Origin of the sequence: Brevundimonas fluminis (genome assembly GCF_003934285.1) — a bacterium.
In the GTDB taxonomy this organism is placed as follows: domain Bacteria; phylum Pseudomonadota; class Alphaproteobacteria; order Caulobacterales; family Caulobacteraceae; genus Brevundimonas; species Brevundimonas fluminis.
The window spans coordinates 153,225-172,801 of record NZ_RQWJ01000003.1; the positions used below are offsets into that span (position 1 = coordinate 153,225).

General features: G+C 72.3%; 22 protein-coding genes. 7 read left to right on the forward strand and 15 right to left on the reverse strand.

The features are described from left to right. From EFJ44_RS05590 to EFJ44_RS05605, 4 genes are all read right to left on the reverse strand, one after another. Window positions 1-330 (reverse strand): hypothetical protein, encoded by a 330-nt coding sequence (locus EFJ44_RS05590; protein WP_125256224.1) that lies wholly within the window; start codon window positions 328-330, stop codon window positions 1-3. Between the two features lie 74 nt (window positions 331-404). Beyond that, window positions 405-1,493: a histidinol-phosphate transaminase gene (gene hisC / locus EFJ44_RS05595; protein WP_125256225.1), complete on the reverse strand. Its 1,089-nt coding sequence runs from the start codon at window positions 1,491-1,493 to the stop codon at window positions 405-407. Window positions 1,494-1,504: 11 nt separating this feature from the next. Next, window positions 1,505-2,173, reverse strand: a complete 669-nt coding sequence (locus tag EFJ44_RS05600; RefSeq protein WP_125256226.1) for a hypothetical protein — start codon at window positions 2,171-2,173, stop codon at window positions 1,505-1,507. Then, entirely contained in the window at window positions 2,173-3,168 is a 996-nt protein-coding gene (locus EFJ44_RS05605; RefSeq protein ID WP_125256227.1) for a DUF2125 domain-containing protein, read from the reverse strand. The genes EFJ44_RS05600 and EFJ44_RS05605 overlap by 1 nt, the downstream gene beginning before the upstream one ends. A gap of 88 nt (window positions 3,169-3,256) precedes the next feature. Between EFJ44_RS05605 and EFJ44_RS05610 the strand changes: the two genes are divergently transcribed. Then, window positions 3,257-3,691, forward strand: a complete 435-nt coding sequence (locus tag EFJ44_RS05610) for a VOC family protein (RefSeq protein WP_125256228.1) — start codon at window positions 3,257-3,259, stop codon at window positions 3,689-3,691. Here the strand turns inward: EFJ44_RS05610 and EFJ44_RS05615 are convergent. Further along, entirely contained in the window at window positions 3,675-6,521 is a 2,847-nt protein-coding gene (locus tag EFJ44_RS05615; RefSeq protein WP_241209690.1) for an ATP-dependent DNA helicase, read from the reverse strand. The genes EFJ44_RS05610 and EFJ44_RS05615 overlap by 17 nt on opposite strands. Window positions 6,522-6,589: 68 nt before the next feature. Between EFJ44_RS05615 and EFJ44_RS05620 the strand changes: the two genes are divergently transcribed. Together EFJ44_RS05620 and pdeM are read left to right on the forward strand one after the other, a co-directional pair. Beyond that, window positions 6,590-9,112, forward strand: coding sequence for a ligase-associated DNA damage response DEXH box helicase (locus EFJ44_RS05620; RefSeq protein WP_125256230.1), 2,523 nt, complete (start codon window positions 6,590-6,592; stop codon window positions 9,110-9,112). Beyond that, window positions 9,109-9,840 carry a ligase-associated DNA damage response endonuclease PdeM gene (gene pdeM, locus EFJ44_RS05625; RefSeq protein ID WP_125256231.1) on the forward strand — a complete coding sequence of 244 codons (732 nt, stop codon included), beginning with the start codon at window positions 9,109-9,111 and terminating at the stop codon, window positions 9,838-9,840. Before EFJ44_RS05620 ends, pdeM begins: the two co-directional genes overlap by 4 nt. Window positions 9,841-9,843: 3 nt before the next feature. Here the strand turns inward: pdeM and EFJ44_RS05630 are convergent, their stop codons facing one another. The 3 genes from EFJ44_RS05630 to EFJ44_RS05640 all read right to left on the reverse strand — a co-directional run bounded on the left by EFJ44_RS05630 (window position 9,844) and on the right by EFJ44_RS05640 (window position 10,752). Continuing rightward, window positions 9,844-10,086: a hypothetical protein gene (locus tag EFJ44_RS05630; RefSeq protein WP_125256232.1), complete on the reverse strand. Its 243-nt coding sequence runs from the start codon at window positions 10,084-10,086 to the stop codon at window positions 9,844-9,846. Window positions 10,087-10,171: 85 nt separating this feature from the next. Then, window positions 10,172-10,381 (reverse strand): cold-shock protein, encoded by a 210-nt coding sequence (locus EFJ44_RS05635; protein ID WP_125256233.1) that lies wholly within the window; start codon window positions 10,379-10,381, stop codon window positions 10,172-10,174. A gap of 176 nt (window positions 10,382-10,557) precedes the next feature. After that, complete coding sequence (locus EFJ44_RS05640) at window positions 10,558-10,752, reverse strand: hypothetical protein (protein WP_125256234.1); 195 nt, start codon at window positions 10,750-10,752, stop codon at window positions 10,558-10,560. A gap of 78 nt (window positions 10,753-10,830) precedes the next feature. Between EFJ44_RS05640 and EFJ44_RS05645 the strand changes: the two genes are divergently transcribed. After that, window positions 10,831-11,586, forward strand: a complete 756-nt coding sequence (locus EFJ44_RS05645) for a hypothetical protein (protein WP_125256235.1) — start codon at window positions 10,831-10,833, stop codon at window positions 11,584-11,586. On the opposite strand, the gene EFJ44_RS05650 is transcribed toward EFJ44_RS05645, so the two are convergent. Genes EFJ44_RS05650 through EFJ44_RS05665 form a run of 4 tightly spaced genes read right to left on the reverse strand, consistent with a single transcriptional unit; the run spans window position 11,522 to window position 14,492 of the window. After that, complete coding sequence (locus tag EFJ44_RS05650) at window positions 11,522-12,235, reverse strand: lysophospholipid acyltransferase family protein (RefSeq protein ID WP_125256236.1); 714 nt, start codon at window positions 12,233-12,235, stop codon at window positions 11,522-11,524. The genes EFJ44_RS05645 and EFJ44_RS05650 overlap by 65 nt on opposite strands. A 32-nt stretch (window positions 12,236-12,267) precedes the next feature. After that, window positions 12,268-12,915 (reverse strand): YdcF family protein, encoded by a 648-nt coding sequence (locus EFJ44_RS05655; RefSeq protein WP_125256237.1) that lies wholly within the window; start codon window positions 12,913-12,915, stop codon window positions 12,268-12,270. A gap of 12 nt (window positions 12,916-12,927) precedes the next feature. Next, window positions 12,928-13,812 (reverse strand): cell division FtsX domain-containing protein, encoded by an 885-nt coding sequence (locus EFJ44_RS05660; RefSeq protein ID WP_125256238.1) that lies wholly within the window; start codon window positions 13,810-13,812, stop codon window positions 12,928-12,930. Then, complete coding sequence (locus EFJ44_RS05665) at window positions 13,809-14,492, reverse strand: ATP-binding cassette domain-containing protein (RefSeq protein WP_125256239.1); 684 nt, start codon at window positions 14,490-14,492, stop codon at window positions 13,809-13,811. Before EFJ44_RS05665 ends, EFJ44_RS05660 begins: the two co-directional genes overlap by 4 nt. 66 nt (window positions 14,493-14,558) lie before the next feature. On the opposite strand from EFJ44_RS05665, the gene EFJ44_RS05670 reads away from it, so the two are divergent. After that, a complete protein-coding gene (locus tag EFJ44_RS05670) occupies window positions 14,559-15,461 on the forward strand; it encodes an MJ0042-type zinc finger domain-containing protein (protein WP_125256240.1) in 903 nt (300 codons plus the stop codon). Further along, window positions 15,454-15,990 (forward strand): phosphoribosyltransferase, encoded by a 537-nt coding sequence (locus tag EFJ44_RS05675; protein ID WP_125256241.1) that lies wholly within the window; start codon window positions 15,454-15,456, stop codon window positions 15,988-15,990. Before EFJ44_RS05670 ends, EFJ44_RS05675 begins: the two co-directional genes overlap by 8 nt. Here the strand turns inward: EFJ44_RS05675 and lysA are convergent. From lysA to argH, 3 genes are read right to left on the reverse strand one after another with little or no spacing between them, the layout of a single operon-like run. Next, complete coding sequence (gene lysA, locus EFJ44_RS05680) at window positions 15,987-17,261, reverse strand: diaminopimelate decarboxylase (protein ID WP_125256242.1); 1,275 nt, start codon at window positions 17,259-17,261, stop codon at window positions 15,987-15,989. The two genes, EFJ44_RS05675 and lysA, sit on opposite strands and share 4 nt — an antisense overlap. 6 nt (window positions 17,262-17,267) lie before the next feature. Beyond that, on the reverse strand, window positions 17,268-17,498 hold the full coding sequence (locus EFJ44_RS05685) for a hypothetical protein (protein WP_125256243.1): 231 nt from the start codon (window positions 17,496-17,498) through the stop codon (window positions 17,268-17,270). Next, complete coding sequence (argH, locus tag EFJ44_RS05690; RefSeq protein ID WP_125256808.1) at window positions 17,495-18,862, reverse strand: argininosuccinate lyase; 1,368 nt, start codon at window positions 18,860-18,862, stop codon at window positions 17,495-17,497. Before argH ends, EFJ44_RS05685 begins: the two co-directional genes overlap by 4 nt. A 61-nt stretch (window positions 18,863-18,923) precedes the next feature. Between argH and EFJ44_RS05695 the strand changes: the two genes are divergently transcribed. After that, on the forward strand, window positions 18,924-19,544 hold the full coding sequence (locus tag EFJ44_RS05695; protein ID WP_125256244.1) for a TlpA family protein disulfide reductase: 621 nt from the start codon (window positions 18,924-18,926) through the stop codon (window positions 19,542-19,544). Window positions 19,545-19,577: the final 33 nt, after the last annotated feature.

Below are 19,577 nucleotides of genomic sequence, written 5' to 3' on the forward strand. Positions count from 1 at the left end.
TCAGCATCCGCCGCCGGGCTTGACCGGTCCGACCTCGTGGCGGGCGCTGGTGGCGCCGGGGCCCTGATAGGCGATGTCGGCGGTCTGACCGGGCTGCACGATGACCCAGCGCTGTCCGGCCACGCGGGCGCACACGGGTTGGGCGTGCGGATTGTGCGCGCGGTGGACGATCTGGGCCCCGCCCAGAACGGCGTCTTCTTCCCGGTAGACCATGAAGCTGACGCCTTGCATCTCGTGATAGTCGAGCTGCTCCGACATCAGCGTGGCCTCGCAGGCCGACAGGCTCAGGAACAGGGCCGGCAGGCCGGCGACGACGACGAACTTACGCATGGCTGAACTCCCTCCACTGGCGCACAGCCTAGACGTGCGGTGAGGGGATGCAAATTACGATGCCTGACGAGACATCACCGCGCCGCGAACTCGCTCATGGCGTCGATGACGGCGCGGTTCTGGTCGTCCGTGCCGACGGTGATCCGCAGGCACTCGGGCAGGCCATAGCCGCCGACGGGGCGGACGATGATGCCCTTCTGGTTCAGCCAGTCGTTGGCCGCCTGGCACGTTTCCACGTCCTTGAACCGCACGAGCACGAAGTTGCCGGCGGACGGCAGGACGTCGAAGCCGAAGCCGCGCAGCGACTGTGTCAGGCGGGGACGCCAGGTCTGGATCAGGTCGCGCGACGCCTTCTGGTGCGCCTCGTCGCCCAGCGCCGCCACCGCGGCCTCGATGCCCGGCACCGAGACGTTGAAGGGCAGGCGGATGCGGTCGACGGCCTCGGCCACCTTCAGCGGCGCATAGCCGAAGCCGATGCGCAGGCCGCCCAGACCGTGGATCTTGGAGAAGGTGCGCGTCACGACGACGTTCTCGCTGGTCCGCCCCAGTTCGAAGCTGGTCTCCCAGTCCGGCTCGGTGACGTATTCGGCATAGGCCTCGTCGATCACCAGCAGCACGTCGGGGCGTAGGCCCTCGTGCAGGCGGCGGATCTCGTCGGGGGTGTTGTAGCTGCCGGTCGGGTTCGAGGGGCTGGAGACGTAGACGATGCGGGTGCGGTCCGTGACCTGTTCCAGCAGGGCCTCGGGCGTGGCCTTGAACTGGGGCTCCGGGGCCAGGCGCACGCTGGCCTGATTGGCCAGCGCGGAGATGCGATAGGCGAGGAAGCCGTACTGGCCCGTCACGATGTCGTCGCCCGGCGTCAGATAGGTCTGGTTCAGCAGGGCGAAGACCTCGTCCGAGCCGTTGCCGAAGATCAGCCGTTCCGGCTCCAGCCCGTGGTGCTCGGCGACCGCGGCGCGCAGCTTCGTGGCCCGGCCGTCGGGATAGATGTGGATGTTCCTGATCGCCGCCTCATAGGCCGCGCGCGCCTTCTCGCCCGCGCCCAGCATGTTCTCGTTGGACGACAGCTTCATCGGCTCGGCCACGCCGTCGATCTTCGACTTGCCGCCGACGTAGGGGGCGATGTCGAGAATGCCGGGCTTCGGCGTGGGGGCGTCGGTCATGTGTCGAGCTTTCAGAAAACGGGGGCGGCGCCGATGACGCCGGTCAGGGTTCCCGGCAGCCCGATCAGGCGCGGATCTTCAGCCTGCACATAGCCCGCCAGCAGGAACAGCTTCAACCCGCCCGCCTGCGACAGGGGCGTGCCGGCCAGACCGTTCTGCGCCAGCGCGGCCAGCAGGGCGTGGTCGCCCTGGGCCGCGTCGGTGACCCAGAAGGTGCGGTCCTCGCCCGTGGGTCCGGGCCGGGCGGTCGAGACGCGCAGGGCGCGGGGCACGCGGTTCGCGTCGTCGGGCAGGGCGCCGACCACGCGCAGCCTCGGCCGCGCGAGCAGCCGCCCCCACCACGCCGTCACGCCGGACAGGCCGATCACGGCGGAGCCGCCGGCCTCGGCCGCGGCGAGCGCCTTGTCCGCCGTATCGTGCAGGGTGAAGCCCAGCCCGTGACGGTCGGCGGCCAGCAGGGCCGCGTCCGCGCCGTGGACGTGCAGCGGCTGCTGGTCCAGCCGGCCCCACATCGCCTTGATCGTTTCGGTGCGCTCCGGCGCCCGCGCCAGCAGCCGGCGCAGGGCCAGAGCCTCCGCGTCCGGCGCGGTCGCCGCCAGCCTCAAGCGTTCCGCAAGCGCGCCCAGCAGGGCGTCGTCCGCCACCTCTCTCGCGGGATCGGCGTCCGGTTCGACCAGCATCAGAACAGGCGCGGGGCCGGCGCGACCGCGAACGGCCCCAGCCAGGCGCGTCCGTCGCGGAAGTCGAGAACCAGAGCGACGTCGCTGCCGGCCGCTCCGGCCATGCGGGCGGCCCCCGCGCCGCGTCCGGCGATGCCGGCCACGACCGCCGCAGGGCGATCCGCGCTCATCGAGATGCGCCCTTCCAGCCGCCCGTCCTCGCGCGCCGACAGGCTCTCGCTTTCGATCCGCGCCCGGTTGTCGCCGCTCTCGAGGAGGCCGCGCACATGGGTGAACCGCCCGCCGCCCCGGCTCCATCCGGCCATCAGCCCCTCGTCCGAGGGGGTGCGCAGACCTTCGGCGTTCTCCATCCGCAACTCGACCCGCGCGCTCAGCAGGCCGCTGTCCGTGACGCCCTCCACCGGGCCGCCCGCGCGGCCGCGCGCGTCGACCATCTGGAACAGGACGTCGACGGCCTGATTCTGCGGACCCGGTTTGGCTTCCAGCGAGACGTGTTCCGCGCGCGAGATGGGAAACGCCTCGGCCGAGCCCACCGGCGTGAAGGTGGGGCGGATCAGCTCCATGGCGAAGCGCGGCCACGGGCGGTCGATGCCGGCCAGGCTCATGCGCGCGCCGTCGCCCTCGATGCGGATGCGGCCCTTGTCAGGACGGGTCAGGGTCAGGTCGTCCGGCGCGATGGCGACCCAGGTCAGAGGCGCCCAGGCGTTGGCCTCGGCGACCAGCCGCGACGCTTCCAGCCCGTGGCCGGACGGAGCGACGACCCGCGCCTGACCCAGGTTCAGCCGCACCCGGAAGGGCCAGCCGTCGACCGACAGGGGCGCCGTGTCGATGGTCCAGCCCGCCTGCCGCAGGCTCTCGATCTGCCCGGTCGCCCGGGTCTCCACCTGCCGCGCCAGCGCGAACCACCAGACGGTCCATGCCGCGAGGATCAGCCCCGCGATGGCGAAAGGCACGATCAGGCCGCGGCGGGAATGGCGGACGGGGGCGTCGGTCATGGGCGGCTCATGGCAGATCGGGGCGCGCGGTCAAGCCGAGGGGGAACGCGGCCGGTCGCCGCGCCGTTCATCGCGCGAAGGAGTCGCCATGGAAACGCAGCATCTTCATCGCGGTCGTCTGATCGACCACCTGCACCTGGTGGTGCGCGACATCGAGGCCAGCCGCCGCTTCTACGGCGCCCTGCTCGAGGTTCTGGGCGTGCCCGTCGGCGGCGAGGAAGAGACCTTTTTCTGGGCCGACGAACTGTTCGTCTCGTCCGCCGACAGCCCGGCCGCCACCGGCCGGCTGACGGGCCGGCATCATCTGGCCTTTCAGGCCCGCGACCGCGCCATGGTCGAGGCGTGGCACGCGGCTGGGCTGAGGGCCGGCGGCACGGACAACGGCGCCCCGGGCGAGCGGCCCTATCACCCCGGCTACTACGCCGCCTTCCTGCTGGATCCCGACGGCAACAACGTCGAGGCCGTCTTCCATGGCGAGGCGCGAAAGAGCGCCGACAGCGTGGAGATCACGTTCGACGGTTGAGGAAGTCGCCGACCGTCTCGACCGCCTCGGCCAGCCCCATGCGCTGCACATCCGTCCCGGGCGGCAGGCCGGCGAACAGGCGGGTCGGGCAGGCGGCGTCCAGCATGACGAAGGCGCCCCGGTCGTCGGCGCGGCGGATCAGGCGGCCGAAGGCCTGGGCCATGCGGCCGCGGGCCAGGGCGTCGTCGTAAGCCTTGCCGCCGAAGCGCTCGCGCCGCGCCTTGTGCAGCAGGTCGGGCCGGGGCCACGGCACGCGGTCGAAGGCGAGGATTCGCAGGGATCTTCCCGGCACGTCCACCCCGTCCCGCACGGCGTCGGTGCCCAGCAGGCAGCTGTCCTCCTCCGCCCGGAACACGTCCACCAGCGCGCCCACCTCCAGCGGATCGACGTGCTGGGCGTGCAGGGGGATGCCCGCCTTCGCCAGATCGGGCCCCAGCCGCTCGTACACCGCCTTCAGCCGGCGGATGGCGGTGAACAGGCCCAGCCCTCCGCCGCCCGCCGCGAGGAACAGCTCGCGCATCGCCGTGGCCGTCTGGCGCGGGTCGTCCTTGGTCAGGTCCGTGATCACGATCACCCGGCTGTTCGCCGCATAGTCGAACGGGCTCTCGACCTTCAGCGTCCGCGCCGGCTCGATCAGCCGCGCCGCCCCGGTGCGCAGGCGGGCCAGCTCGAACGGGTCCTCCGCCAGCGGGTCGCTGAGCGTGGCCGAGGTCACCAGCACGCCGTGCGACGGCATGACCACCGCCGCCTCCAGCGGCACGGTCGGGTCGATCCAGTGCCGCCTCAGGGCCACGTCGTGGATCCGGCCGAAGGCCGCCTCGGCCGACAGCCAGTCGACGAAGTCCGGGTCCGGCTCGCCGGTGTCCGACTCCAGCGCCTGCAGCATGGCGCGCCAGCCGGGCAGGGTCATGCGCGCGCGTCGGTCCAGCCCACGCAGGGCGCCCTCGATCCGGGCGCGCGACGAGGGCTCCAGATCGGCCGCCTCGTCGTCGAGGATGTCCTCAAGATGACGCGACAGGGCCAGCAGGGGGGCCTCGACCGCCGCCAGCGCCTGCGCCGCCGCCCGCGCCGTCTCCAGCACCGGCTCGGTCACGGGGAACAGCGAACATTCCATGCCGAACTCGCCGCCGCCGGGCGTGCTGTTCTCGCTGGTCCGCGCGCGCAGCTGCTCCAGCGCGGCCACCAGAAATCGCTCGATCGGCCCGACCGGGTTGATCTCGCCCGACGGGGGCGCGATGCGGCTGGACACGCCCTCGCCGGGCAACTGTGCCGCGGCGCGCACGGCGTCGTTCAAGGCGGTCACCGCGGCTTCGGAGTCGGCGCACAGTTCGCCGATGCGCGCCTCCAGCCCGCGCCCCCGCCGGCCGCGCCCCTCCGGCCCCCGGATCCAGCGGCGCAGCTCCGCCGCCTCCTGCCCCGACAGGGCGGCGGAAAAGGCGCCGTCGGCGGCGTCGAACAGGTGGTGCCCCTCGTCGAAGACGATGCGCTTCAGCGCCGCCGTCTCCCCGTCCTGCTTCAGCCCGCGGGCGGTGCGGGCGCCGTCGAAGGCGGCCTGGGTCATCACCAGCGCATGGTTGGCGATGACAAGATCGGCCCGGCGGCTGGCGCGGATCGTCTTCTCGACGAAACAGGTCCGATAGTGCGGACAGGCGGCATGCACGCACTCGCCCCGCCGGTCGACCAGATTGGCCGCGCCGGCCTGCTGCCCCGGCGAGACGGCGAAAAGCGTCGGCAGCCAGCCGGGCCAGTCGCCGCCCGTCATGTCGCCGTCGCGCGTGTGCAGGGCCCAGCGCGAGGCCAGCGCCGCGCCGATCAGGTCGCCGTTCCCCAGCTGCGCCGCCTGCACCGTCTCCTGCAGGTTCAACAGGCAGAGGTAGTTCTCGCGTCCCTTGCGGACGACGGCCTTCTTCCTGCACTCGGCCGGATCGGGCCACAGGCTGGCGCTCTCGCGATCGATCTGCCGCTGCAGGGCGCGGGTGTAGGTCGACACCCAGGCCGCGCCCGCATTGCGCTCGGCCCACAGGCTGGCGGGCGCCAGATACCCCAGCGTCTTGCCCGTGCCGGTGCCCGCCTCGGCCAGCAGCACGCGCGGCCGCCCCTCCTCGTCGCGCGGCGAAAAGGCGAAGGCGGCCTCGGCGGCATAGTCGCTCTGCGTCGGCCGCGCCTCGTCCAGTCCCGACGCCTGCAGCAGCTTCTCCAGCCGGATGCGCGCGCTCTCGCTGTCGACCGGCGCCGAGCCCGCCTCGCCGCGCGGCGCCTCGTCCTCCCATTCCGGCAGGCGCGACCAGGCGTCGAGGCCGGATCCCCGCTGCCGCCGCTCGCGCACCGGCTGGGCGCGCAGCGCCTCCAGCACCCGCCCGCCCCAGGCCCAGCCCGCGCGGTTCAGCGTCTCGGCCAGGGTCACGGCCTCCTCGCGGCCCGGCCAGGCCGCCTCGGTCATCTCCTCCAGCAGCAGCCGCGCCGCCTCGCGCAGGGCCAGGGCCTGCGCCTCCGCCCCCTTCGGCTCCGCCTGACCGGTGGCCAGCGCCAGTCCGGTCGGCGAGGGGGCGCAGAACCGCGCCGGCCGGACGAAGGCGAACAGCTCCAGCACGTCCAGCAGGTCCCGCGACCGCGGCGGCGGCGCGAGGCCCAGCCGCCGCGCCGTCAGGCTGGCGTGGCACACCAGAACCGGCCCGCCGGTGAACAGCCCCTCCGCCGCCCCCCGCCCGATCCGGCGCGCGCCTTCCGCGTCCGCCACCGCCCCGCTGCCGGGCGGCACGGCCAGTGCGGGGGGCAGGGCGGCGAGCGCGACCGCGCGCGTCGTCAGGGATGTCGGCGAGTCGAGGGACACGCGGGAAAGATAGCGACGAAACGGATGAAACGGAACGGGAACATCTGCTAAGGGGTGGATCGATCCCGATGCTGCCGACATTGGAGACGGGACAGCCGGAGCCGACGCTGACGACCCTTCCCCCCCTTTTCGCCGACTGGTTCGCCTCGCGCGGCTGGGCGCCGCGGCGGCATCAGCTTGAGATGGTCGCGGCGGCTGAGGCCGGGTCGCACGCCCTGCTGGTCGCGCCGACCGGGGGCGGCAAGACGCTGGCGGGGTTTCTGCCGTCGCTGATCGAACTGGCGGAGCGCGGCCCGAAGCCGGAGCATGGCCCGGGGTCCGGAGTGCACACCCTTTATCTGTCCCCGCTCAAGGCCCTGACCACGGACGTCGAGCGCAACCTGATGACGCCGATCCGCGAAATCGGCCTGAACATTCATGTCGAGAGCCGCACCGGCGACACGAAACAGTCCAAGCGGGCGCGCCAGCGCGAGTTTCCCCCGGACATTCTTTTGACCACGCCGGAGCAGCTGGCCCTGTTCTGCGCCTGGGAGGGCGCGCGGGCGTACTTCGCCGACCTGAAATGCGTCGTGCTGGACGAGGTGCATGCCATCTGGAGCGGCAAGCGCGGCGACCTGCTGAACCTCGGTCTGGGCCGGCTGCAGCGGTTCGCGCCGGACATGCGCCGCGTGGCGCTGTCGGCCACCGTCGACGACCCGGACATGATCGCGGACTGGCTGAGGCCGACGATCGACGCCCCCGTCACCCTCGTCCGCGGCGATCCCGGCGCGCAGCCGGTCGTGGACGTGCTGATCTCCGAAGGACGCGTGCCGTGGGCCGGGCACACCGGGGTTCACGCCATTCCCGAGGTCTACGAGGCCATCAAGCGCTCGGGCATGAGCCTGATCTTCGTCAACACGCGCTGGCAGTCGGAGTTCGTCTTCCAGCGCCTGTGGGAGATCAACGAGGAGAACCTGCCGATCGCCCTCCACCACGGCTCCCTCGCCGCCGAGCAGCGGCGCAAGGTCGAGGCGGCCATGGCGCGGGGCGATCTACGCGCCGTGGTCTGCACCTCGACCCTGGACCTCGGCATCGACTGGGGCGACGTCGACCTGGTCATCCAGCTGGCGGCGCCCAAGGGGGCCAGCCGTCTGGTCCAGCGCATCGGCCGCGCCAATCACCGGCTGGACGAGCCCAGCCGCGCCCTGATGGTGCCCGCCAGCCGGTTCGAGATGCTGGAATGTCAGGCCGCGCGCGAGGCGGTGGCCGAGAACGCCTTCGACTGGGAGCCGATTCATACGGGCACGCTGGATGTCCTGGCCCAGCACGTCATGGGCTGCGCCTGCTCCGAGCCCTTCGCGCTCGACGATCTGTATGCGGAGATCGCCGGCTGCGGGCCCTACCGCGGCCTGACGTATGAGACCTTCGAAGAGGTCGTCGATCTGGTCGCCACCGGAGGCTATGCCCTGCGCACCTACGAGCGCTTCGCCCGCATCGTCCGGACGAAGGACGGGAAGTGGAGGGTCCGCAACGGTCAGGTCGCCCAGCGCCACCGCATGAATGTCGGCGCCATCGTCTCGGCCGGGACGCTGAACATCAAGGTCGCGCACCGGCGGGGCGGCGGAACCGGCGCGGCGCGCTGGACCGCGGGCCGAAAGGTCGGCGAGGCCGAGGAGTGGTATTTCGAGCAGCTGACCCCCGGCGACACCTTCGTCTTCGCCGGTCAGGTCTGGGCCTATCAGGGCATCAGCGGCACCGACGCCCTGGTCACCCACGCCCGCGACGTCGATCCGAAGATACCCTCCTGGGGCGGGTCCAAGTTCCCGCTGGGCACGTCGCTGGCCGAGCGGGTGCGCGACATGATTCAGGACCGCGACCACTGGCGCGTGCTGCCGCCCGACGTGCAGGAGTGGCTGGAGCTGCAGGAGAACCGATCGATCATTCCGACGGCCGGCGACATGCTGGTCGAGACCTTCCCGCGCGGGTCGCGGCATTTCCTCGTCGCCTATCCCTTCGAGGGGCGGCTGGCGCATTCGACGCTGTGCATGCTGTTGACCCGGCGACTGGACCGGCTCGGGGTCGGGCCTTTGGGCTTCGTCGTCACCGACTATTCGCTGGCGATCTGGTCGATCCGACCGATGGACGGGCTGGACCTCGACGCCCTGTTCGAGCCCGACATGCTGGGCGACGATCTGGAGACCTGGCTGGAGGAGAGCTTCATGATGAAGCGCACCTTCCGCAATTGCGCCCTCATCTCCGGCTTGATCGAGCGCCGCCAGCCGGGCGCCGAGAAGACGGGGCGCCAGGTGACCTTCTCCACCGACCTGATCTACGACGTGCTGCGCCGCCATCAGCCCGACCACCTCCTGCTCCGAACGGCGCGCGCCGACGCGGCCGCCGGCCTGCTGGACGTGGCGCGGCTGGGCGCCCTTTTGACCCGCATCCAGGGTCGCATCGTGCATCAGCCGCTGGAGCGGCCGTCCCCCTTCTGCGTCCCCGTGCTGGTTCAGATCGGCCGCGAAAGGGTCGGCGGCGGCGCGGCCGAGATGATCCTGGACGAGCACGCCATGGAGTTTTCCGAAGAGGCCCTGATCGCGGAAGTGATGGCGTGAACGCCGCCCTGCGCGAGAGCCTGTCTCCGTTGCGCCACCCGTGCGGCGGGCTGAAGGTGCGGGTGAACGGCGAGGCCTGCGTGCTGCGGTGCTCGGGCGCCCTCTGGGTTCCGGACCGGCGGACGCTGGTCGCCTCCGACCTGCACCTAGAGAAGGGGTCGGCCTTCGCCGCGCGAGGTCAGATGCTGCCGCCGTACGACAGCCCGGCCACGATCGCGAAACTGGAAGCGGAGATCGAGGCGCTGGCGCCGGCGACGGTCGTCCTGTTGGGCGACAGTTTCCACGATTCCCGCGCGATCGAACGTCTGGACGGGGCCGACCACGCGCGGCTTGAGAGGCTCGCTCAGGGCCGAACCTGGGTCTGGCTGGAGGGCAACCATGACTTCAAGGCGCTGGCCGACGCCCTGGACCGGCTGACGGGCGAGGTCGTCACGACCATGGCTGTGGGCGCCCTGACCCTGATCCACGAACCGCAGGCCGAGCCGGCGCCCGGAGAAGTGGCGGGCCACCTGCACCCCTGCGCCGCCGTGGTCGCCTATGCGCGCGGGGTGCGGCGGCCGGCGTTCGTGACGGACGGCCGGCGTCTGATCCTGCCGGCCTTCGGCGCCTTCACCGGTGGGCTGGACGTGCGGCACGCCGCTTTCGAGGGCCTGTTCGCCGGCCTGCCCCTCGTCGCCGTGCTGGGGCGGGACAAGGTTCACGCCATCGGCTGGGACCGGTTGGCCTGAGGGTCAGCGGGCGCGCTCCTTCCGCCGGGCGTCTTCCGCGGCGAGGCGCGCGTCCTGACGCGCACCGGCCTCGACCGCCTGCGCCTCGATCTGGGCGTCACGGGCGTCTTTCCGGGCGGTGTCTCGCGTGAGCAGGGCGTGGGCCCCGAACATGGCGATCATCGCCACGACGGCGGCCCCCAGCAGAAGCCAGATGGCCCAACCGCGATCGCTCCAGCGGTGCGGGGCGACGTTTCGATGGCGCATGTGACCTCCGGACAGGAAAAACCCCCGGTCGGCGGACCGACCGGGGGCGAAATCGTCGAGCGGCCCCGGGGCCGCCCTGGCGGCTTCAGCCGGCCTTCAGCTGGCCCGCCGATTCCTTGCCCGAGCGACGGTCCTGCTCGATCTCGTACGAGATCGTCTGGCCTTCGTTCAGCGAGCCCAGGCCCGCGGCCTCAACCGCCGTGGCGTGAACGAACACGTCCTTGCCGCCGTCGCTCGGCTCGATGAAGCCGTAGCCCTTGGTGGAATTGTACCATTTCACTTTACCGGTCGCCATTTTCTGGACCTCCGTCTTGAGTGACCGACGCGCAGGATCGCGCGCCGGCGAGGTCGGTCTTTTGTGGGAGCGGCTGAAGTCTCTGGCGAAGCGCGGGAGAACGAGAGCGTTACGCAGAAGAGATCGACCCCGGCACCCTGCGCCTTCGGCGGGGCGAAAGCAAGGCGGGGCCGACGTCAGTCCTCGACGCGGGAGAGGGCGGCGGCGCAGCGGTCGCGAAGGGCGTTGGTCACGGTGCGCCCGTACAGCTGGTCGGCGATGCGGTCGTAGCCTTCGGCCTGCAGCCGCTTCTTCACCTCGCCGACGGTGCGGCACTCGCCGGAGTCCGCCAGCTGATAGGCCCGCTCCAGCGTCGTGGGTCGAAAAGTCATGCCCCCCATATGGGCAAGGTGAAGCTGGATTGCGACCCCGGACTGTCCAGCGCCGCGCCGGCGTGACAGGGTTCCGTCGTGAAACCGAACGCCGCCATCGCCGGGATCATGCTGCCGCTCACAGCCGTCGTCGTCGTCGGTGGATGGATCATGATGCGATCGGTGGACACCTACTTTCCACCCGAACTCGTCGACGACGAGGTTTGCGCGAGGCGGACCTCGCCCAAGGAGGGGGCCGCGCTCGATGAGCTTGAGGCCGGCTGGTACGGCGACGCGCTTCGCGAGCTGGGCGAGATGCCGCTCGACGCATCCGCGAATGAGGGGCGCCCGGTCATGCGTTTCACCTACCTGCCCAGCTTTTTCTCTCCGATCTCGGTCAGGCTTGAGGAACAGGTCGATGGCGGCGCGATAATGTCGGCGGTCCGTGGCGTCGGCTTCGCGTGCCGGCCGGGCGCGGCGGACTGCCGTGTCGTGCGACGGTTGTCGGCAGAGGAATGGGCCGAGGTGGCCAGGTGGCGAAAGGACCTGAAGGCCATGGCTCCGACGGACTGCGTCATCGGCGTCGACGGCACGCGGTGGGTGCATGAGGAGGTGGAGGCCGGGCGCTACCGGCTGGTTCACCGCTGGGGGCCCGAGGACGATGCCGTGTTTCGCGCGGGCGTCGCAATGCTAGGACTGACGGGCTGGCGGATGGAGCCTGATCGGGAACTGCGCCCCACCTCCATCCGCGACTATATTCGCCGGCATCGCCCGGAAGCGGCCGCGGGCTTCAACGGACCTCAGGCAGCAGCGCCCGCGACGCCGCTTCCAGCTCGGTCTCCAGCCGCTCCATGAACTCCGCCCGTTTCAGCCCGGGCGGGATGGCGGGGAGGAATTCGAACACCACCAACCCGGGCGTGCGGCGGAAACCGTGGGCCGGCCAGTGCTCGCCGGAGTTCGTGGCCATCGGCACGCAGGGCACGTCGAGATCGCGATAGAGGGCCGCGATCCCGGGCTTGTAGTCGGGCGCGGCGCCGATCTCCTGACGCGTCCCCTCAGGGAAGATCAGGATCTGGCGGCCTTGCGCCAGCCGCGCGCGGGCGTGGCGGACCATGTCCTTCAGCGCCTTGGCCCCGGCCGAGCGGTCGACGGGGATCATCCGCGTCTTCCACGCGAACCAGCCGAAGAAGGGCAGGGGCATCAGCTCCTTCTTCATGACGAAGCAGTTGTCCGGCAGGACGGCGAACGGGGCGATCACGTCCAGCATGCTCTGGTGCTTGCCGGCGACCAGCGCCGGGCCGGTCGGCCGATGCTCCAGCCCGCGGAACTCCACCCGCACGCCCGCGATCCAGCGCAGGCCGAACAGTACGAACCGCGCCCAGCCCTTGATCACGCCCATGGCGGCCCGATGCGGCAGGATCAGCGCCGGCGACAGGCCGACGGCGAAGATCGCCATCGACAGATAGAGCCAGGCCACGAAGAGCAGGGAGCGGACGGTCGTCATGAGCGTGTTCTAGCGCCCGGGACGCGCGGCCGTCACGCCGCCTTGCGCGCGTCGCCGGCCGCCTCGGCGGCGTCCTGCACCGCCCGGGCGCCCTCGTCGCCGGACACGCGCCGGACCAGCTCACGGAACAGGACGGCGAGGTACTTCATGTACTCCAGCGTCATGCGCCGCGCGGTGACGGTGGCCCGCCACCAGCGCGAATCGTCCAGCGACGGCGTCGACACCGCGTGCGGGACCAGCGTCAGCTCCGGCGCCGCGGTGCGAATCTCCACCAGGCTGCGCGGCATGTGATAGTCGGACGTCACCACGATCAGACTCTCGTAGCCGCGCGCGCGCGCCCAGGCGGCGATCTCCTCGGCGTTGCCCCGGGTGTCCTCGGCCTCGAAACCCAGATCGACGCAGCAGTTGAACAGGCGTCGCGAGCCGGGGGTGACCTCACGCAACTCCTGTCGGCGGACCTGTCGGTTGACGCCCGAGATGAGCAGGCGGTCGCCCTTGCCCTGCTCCAGCAGTCGCACGGCAGCGTTGACCCGCTCCGGCGACGGCCCGGTCAGGGCCACGATGCCGTCGGCGCGCGCCGGCTCGTCGGCCGGCGTCAGGCCGCGTACGCGCTCGGCGAAGGCGAACAGCCCCACCAGCCAGACGAGGGCCACGATGGCCAGAGCCGCGATCAGCTTCATGATGAACGAAGCCTAGCCGTGGGCGGACGGTCCGCCAAGGACTTCGCGCAGGACGCGAGCGGTCGACAGGGCGGCCGCGAGGACCGCGACCGCCACCGCCGCCGGGGCCAGCAGCAGGTCGCCCCACGCCAGCGGGAGGGCCGAGGCCGCCTGCCCTCCGGACGCGAGAAGCTTCCAGAGGGCTCCCAGCGCCACGCCGCCGGCCGCGCCGCCCGCCGCCGCCGCCGCGACGAACGGGAGGACCGCCCTCAGCGTCAGGCCGCGCAGTCGCCCCGGACCCGCGCCCAGCCCCTGCAACACCGCGAGGTCGTGGCGCATCGCCACGACGGCCGAGGCCGCCCGGGCCCAGGCCAGCGCGGCCAGGGCGCCCAGAGCCGCCAGCGCCAGCGCGATGGCGAGCGCGCGCACGCCGACGGCGGCGCGCGCCGCCTCCGCCCGCCATGGCCCGGCGTCGTCCACCTCGGCGTCCAGCCCGGCCTCGGCCAGCGCCCGATTCAGGGTCAGGGGCCCGGCCGGCGTCTCGGGGTCCAGCCGCGCCACCACCAGCATGGGCAGGGGCAGGTCGGCCAGATCGGCTTCGCGCACCCAAGGGCGAAGCAGCTCCTCGGCCTCGGCGCGATCCAGCGCGCGGGCCTCGGTCACGCCCTCCACGCCCGCGGCCGCCTCGGCCGCGCGGGCGGCCGCGGTGGGACCCGTCTCGTCGACGCGCGGCCTCACGACGATGGTCAGCTCCCGCGCGACCCCGGCCGTCCAGCCGCTGGCGCCCCGGCCCGCGGCGACCGCGCCGAGCAGGGCCAGACAGGCCAGCAGGGCGGCCAGCCCTATGGCGACGCCGGACGCCCGCCGCACGGGCGCGCGCAGCAGCGAGGTTCCGCGAAACTCCGTCCAACCCTTCATCCGGCGCCGTCCAGCGTCAGGACGGTCGCGCCCGCCTTGCGGGCGGCGGCGGGATCGCGCCCGGTCATCACCACGGCGGCCTCCCCCTTGCCGAGGGCGGACAGCAGCCCCAGCACGCGGTCGGCGACTTCCGGCGTCAGGTCGTCCATCGGGTCATCGATCAGGATCAGCTCCGGCTGCGCCACCAGCGCACGGGCCACGCAGAGCGCCCGACGGCGCGCGCGGTCCAGCGTCCCGGCCGCCCGCGCGGCGACCGGCGCCAGCCCCAACCAGTCCAGCATCTCCACCACGTGAGCCCGGCCCTCGGCGGGAGCGCCGGCCAGCGCAAGGGGCAGGGCGGCGTTCTGGAAGGTGGTGAGCCGATCGACCAGGCCGTCGTGGCGGCCGGCGAAGCCGATGCGGCGGCGCAGGGCGGCCCGCCCCGACTCGTCGCCCGCCCATGGGTCGATGCCGAACAGTTCGACGGCGCACCCCTCGTCCGGCTTCCGGAGCAGCGCCAGCGTCTCCAGCGCCCGCGACTTCCCGGCGCCGGACGGCCCGGTAAGGAAGTGGAAAGAGCCGCGCGGCATGGTCAGGTCGAGGATTCCGCGTCGTGCGGCCCCCTTCACGCGCACGCCCGACAGGCGGGCGACGGTCGCGGAAGCGGCCGGAGGGGCGCGGCGGGCGTGCGTCGTCGGCATGGGACCAGGATCGGAACGGGGCCTGAGGCCCCAACGGGAGGCGGCCCTCGGGCCACGCAGTCGGCGATGATACTGACCTGCCCGTCCTGCGCCACCGGCTATTTCGCCCCCGACGACGCGATCGGTCCGCTGGGCCGCACCGTCCGCTGCCAGTCCTGCAAGCACACCTGGAAGGCGCTGCCGGAAGAGCCGCTGGACCTGACGGCGTCCGCCACGCCGGTCGTGGCGTCGGCGCCGACGGCCGAGCCCGTCCTGGAGACTCTCGCGGAAACTCCTGCGCCCGAGTTGCCCAAGGCCTTCCGCGCGCGGGCGGAGCAGCAGCGCCGCCTGCGTCGCGCCGCCGCCCACGGCGTGGCCTGGTCCGGCACGGCCTGCCTCGCGCTGGGCATGCTCGGCGCGGCGTGGCTGTTCCGGGCGGAGGTCGTGGACGTGCTGCCGCGCACGGCCGCCGCCTACGCCGCAGTCGGCGTCGACGTGAACCCGGTCGGTCTGGATTTCGAGGCGCTCAGCGCGCGCGCCGCCCCCGACGATCCGGCGATCGTCATCGTCTCCGGCGCCGTCCGCAACGTGCGCGACGACGAACGCGTGGTGCCGACCATCCGGGTCGCCCTGCTGGACGAGGAGGGGCACGAGGTCGCCCACGACTACGTCCGCCTCGACGCGCCGCCCGTGCTGCCGGGCAAGGTGCAGGGCTTCGCCGTGCGCCTGTCCGATCCCGGGGGGCGCGCGCAGGAGGTGGCGACCGACTTCGCGCCCGACGCCCGGGTCGCTCCGAAGAAGCCCGCGACCCCGCCGCCGGCGGCGCGGCCTCTCCCGCAGGCGGACGTTCCGGCCACGCCGCTGACCGCCGCACGTCCCGCGCTCCGGCCGGCCTTGTCGCCGGCCGTCGCCAACGGAGGGGCCCCGGTCGATGCCGTGCCTCTGGACGAAGCCCATGCCGAGGCGCCATTGACCTCGGCGCATGGCTGATCCCGCGAGCGCGACCCCGACCGTCCTTCTCCCCGCCGACCAGGTGGCCGCGACCGTCGAGGCCCTGGCCGACCGCATCGCGCCGGTCGTCGACGACGAGACCGTGGCCATGGTCCTGTTGACCGGCGGGCTGTGGTTCGGCGCCGACCTGACCCGGGCGCTGGCGCGGCGGGGCAAGCATCTTCGCTTCGACGCCCTGTGGCTGGCTTCCTACGGCGACGGCACCACCAGCCGGGGCCGCATCGACGTGCATGGCAAATTCCAGCGCGAGGTTCAGGGGCGGCGCGTCCTGATCCTCGACGACGTCTTCGACACCGGCCTGTCCCTGTCCGAGGCCGTGGCCCTGCTGAAGCGGGAAGGGGCGGCCGAGGTGTTGACCTGCGTGTTCGCCCGCAAGCCCTGGCCCGAGCCGCGGGCGCTGGTCCCCGACTTCGTCGGCTGGGAGGCGCCCGAGCGATTCCTGGTCGGCTACGGCCTGGACCACGCCGGCAAGTGGCGCGGCCTGCCCGACGTCTGCGCCCTGGACTAGAGCCAGTCCGGCGCCGGCTCGCGGGCGAGCATGTCCTCGTAGGTCGGCCGCTTCCGCACCGCCGCCCATCGACTGCCGTCGACGAGCACCTCGGGGACCAGCGGGCGGCTGTTGTACTCGCTGGCCATGGTGGCGCCATAGGCGCCCGCGCCGGTGAAGGCGACGAGGTCTCCGGCCTGCAGCGGTGCCAGTGGCCGGTCCCGCGCGAAGGTGTCGCCCGTCTCGCACACCGGCCCGACCACGTCGTGCGGCAGGGCCTCTCCCTCGCGAGGAGCGACCGGGACGAGGTCGTGGAAGGCGTCGTACAGCGCGGGGCGCAGCAGGTCGTTCATGGCCGCGTCCAGCACCAGGATGCGTCTGCCGTCGCCGCGTTCCGTCACCTGGATCACGCGAGCCAGCAGCACCGCCGCGTTGGCGGCGATCAACCGCCCGGGCTCCAGCGTCAACGCGACGCCCAGCCCGCCGACCGTCTCCGCCACCATGGCCGCATACTCCGCCAGCGGCGCCGTCGGATCGTCGCCCGCATAGGCGACGCCCAGCCCGCCGCCCAGGTCGAGACGGGGCACGTCCAGGCCCTCTGCCCGCAAGGTCCGCGTCATCGCCGCCAGCACGCCGAACGCGGCCCGCAGCGGGCCCAACTCCGTGATCTGGCTGCCGATGTGACAGGCCAGTCCGACGAGGTTCAGACGCGGATCCCGGCCGAAGCGGCGGTACAGATCCAGCGCCTCCTCCACCGGCACGCCGAACTTGTCGCCCTCGCCGCCGGTGGTGATCTTGGCGTGGCCGCCGGCGCCGATCTTCGGATTGACCCGGACCGCCACGTCCGGGACCCGCCCGGCCCGCCCGGCGACGGCGGCCAGCCGCTCCATCTCAACCGTGCTCTCGACGTTGATCTGGCGCAGGCCCAGGCCGACGGCGAAGGCCAGTTCCGCGTCGGTCTTGCCGACGCCGGAAAAGACGATGCGCTCCGCCGGCACGCCCGCCGCCAGCGCTCGCCGGATCTCGCCCTCGGAAACGGTGTCGGCGCCAAGGCCGGACCGGGCGAGAACCCTCAGGACCGAGACGTTGGAAGCGGCCTTGACGGCGAAGGCCACCAGCGGTTGGCCCAGCGTCGCCTCGTGGGGGGCGAACGCGCGGGTCAGGGCGTCGGCATGTCGCCTCAAGGTGGCGGCGGAGTAGACGTAGACGGGCGTGCCGACCGCCTCGGCGATCGTCTTCAGCGGCACGTCCTCGGCGTGAAGCGCCCCCCCGTTCAGGGCGAAATGGTGCACCCGAACCTACTCCTGGAAGGGCGCGCCGGAGCCGCGGTAGGGGTTGTTCGGCCCGCCGTCGATGGGGATCTGGTTCGAGGAGCGGTTCTGCGTCGCCGGGTCGGGCATGGGCTCGGTCTCGGCGCCCCGCGGGGCACGCTCGGTCTGGCGGGCGGGCGGGGCCTCGAGATCGGCCATGCGACCGCAGGCGGAAAGCAGCAGGGCGGCGCCGAGGATCAGGGTCAGTTTACGGCTCATGACAGGCGCGCCTTCCACTCTGCGATGCGCGCTCGGACCTGTTCCGGCGCCGTGCCGCCATAGCTGGTGCGACTGGCGCACGAAGCCTCAGGCGACAGCACCTTGTAAACGGCTTCGGTGATCCGGGGCTCGATCTTCTGCATTTCCGAGAGGGGCAGTTGCCCCAGGTCCACGCCCATCTCCTCGGCACGCTTCACCGTCGCGCCGGTGACGTGATGGGCGCGGCGGAACGGCAGGTCCAGCTCGCGCACCAGCCAGTCGGCCAGATCCGTGGCGGTCGAGAAGCCCGCGCCCGCCGCCGCGGCCATTCGCTCGCGGTTCGGCGTCAACGCCGCCGCCATGGCCGTCATGGCCGAGACCGCCAGACCCAGGGCGTCGAACGCCTCGAACACCGGCGGCTTGTCCTCCTGCATGTCTTTGGAATAGGCCAGCGGCAGTCCCTTCATCACCGTCAGCAGCGCGACCAGAGATCCGGAGATCCGCCCCGCTTTGGCCCGCACCAGCTCCGCCGCGTCCGGATTGCGCTTCTGCGGCATGATGGAGCTGCCGGTGGTCAGGTCGTCGGGCAGGGAGACGAAGCCGAACTGCGGCGTCATCCACACCACGATCTCCTCGCCCAGCCGGGACAGGTGCCCGGCGCAGATGGCGGCGGCCGACAGGGCCTCCAGCGCGAAGTCGCGGTCCGACACGGCGTCCAGACTGTTGGCCATCGGCCGGTCGAAGCCCAGCGCCGCCGCGGTCGCGTGGCGGTCGATGGGGAAGGGCGATCCCGCCAGCGCCGCGGCGCCCAGCGGGTTCTCGTTCATGCGCGCCCGCGCGTCGGCGAACCGGCCCGCGTCCCGTCCGAACATCTCGACGTAGGCCATGAGGTGATGCCCGAACGTCACCGGCTGGGCGGGCTGTAAATGGGTGAAGCCGGGCATCAGGGCGTCGGCGTGGGCCTCGGCCTGAACCAGCAGGGCGCGCTGCAGTCCCTTCAGACCCTCGGCCGCTTCGTCGCACGCGTCGCGCACCCACAGGCGGAAGTCGGTGGCCACCTGGTCGTTGCGGCTGCGCGCGGTGTGCAGCCGTCCCGACGGATCGCCGATCAGCTCGGCCAGCCGCGCCTCCACGTTCATGTGGACGTCTTCGTATGCGTCGCGAAAGGGAAAGGTCCCGGCGGCCATCTCCTCGCGGATGATCGCCAGCCCGCCCAGGATGGCGTCGGCGTCCTCCTGCCGGATGATCCCCTGCGCCGCCAGCATGCGGCAGTGCGCCTCCGACCCCGTCAGATCCTGTGCCCACAGGCGCCGGTCCACGCCGATCGAGACGTTGATCGCCTGCATGATCTCGGCCGGCTTCCGGCTGAACCGCCCGCCCCACATGTCTTGACCTTCGGCCGGGCCGGGGGCTTTGTGATCGGCGTCGAAGGCGGGGTTTTCGGTCATGGGGCTGTCCAGGGCGGCGATCGCGGCGATCGCGGGCATCGTGATCCTCGGCGCGGCCGGGGGCGCGCTGCTCTATGCCAAACCCGACGCCCTGTTCAAAGGCTCGACGCCCGCGGAAGCGCGGAAGAGCGATCTGGCCCGCTTCGCAACGCGCTCGCTGGCGCGGCTGGAAACGCCCGCGGAAACGCCCGTCGCCCCCGACTACGTGTTCAAGGCCCGCGACGGCCGGGACGCCCGCTTCGCCGACTTCCGGGGCAAGGTGGTGGTGGTCAACCTGTGGGCCATGTGGTGCGCGCCGTGCCGGACCGAAATGCCGACCCTGCAGGCGCTGGCCTCGGCCTACGAGGGCAAGGATCTGGTCGTCCTGCCGATCAACGTCGACGCCACCGACGACGCCGTCGCCGACGCCCTCAGCTTCATCGACGTGCACGAGCCCCTGCCGTTCTACGGCGACCGGGACTTCAAACTGCCCTTCGTCCTGCCGGGCGAGGGCAAGATGCCCCAGACGGTGATCCTGGACCGTCAGGGGCGCATGCGCGCCAGCTTCTCGGGCGAGGCCGACTGGGCCGGTCCGGAAGCGCGGGCGCTGGTCGACGCCCTGCTGGCCGAACCGGCCTGACCGCCCTCAAGACGCGGGCGACAAAGCAAGGAA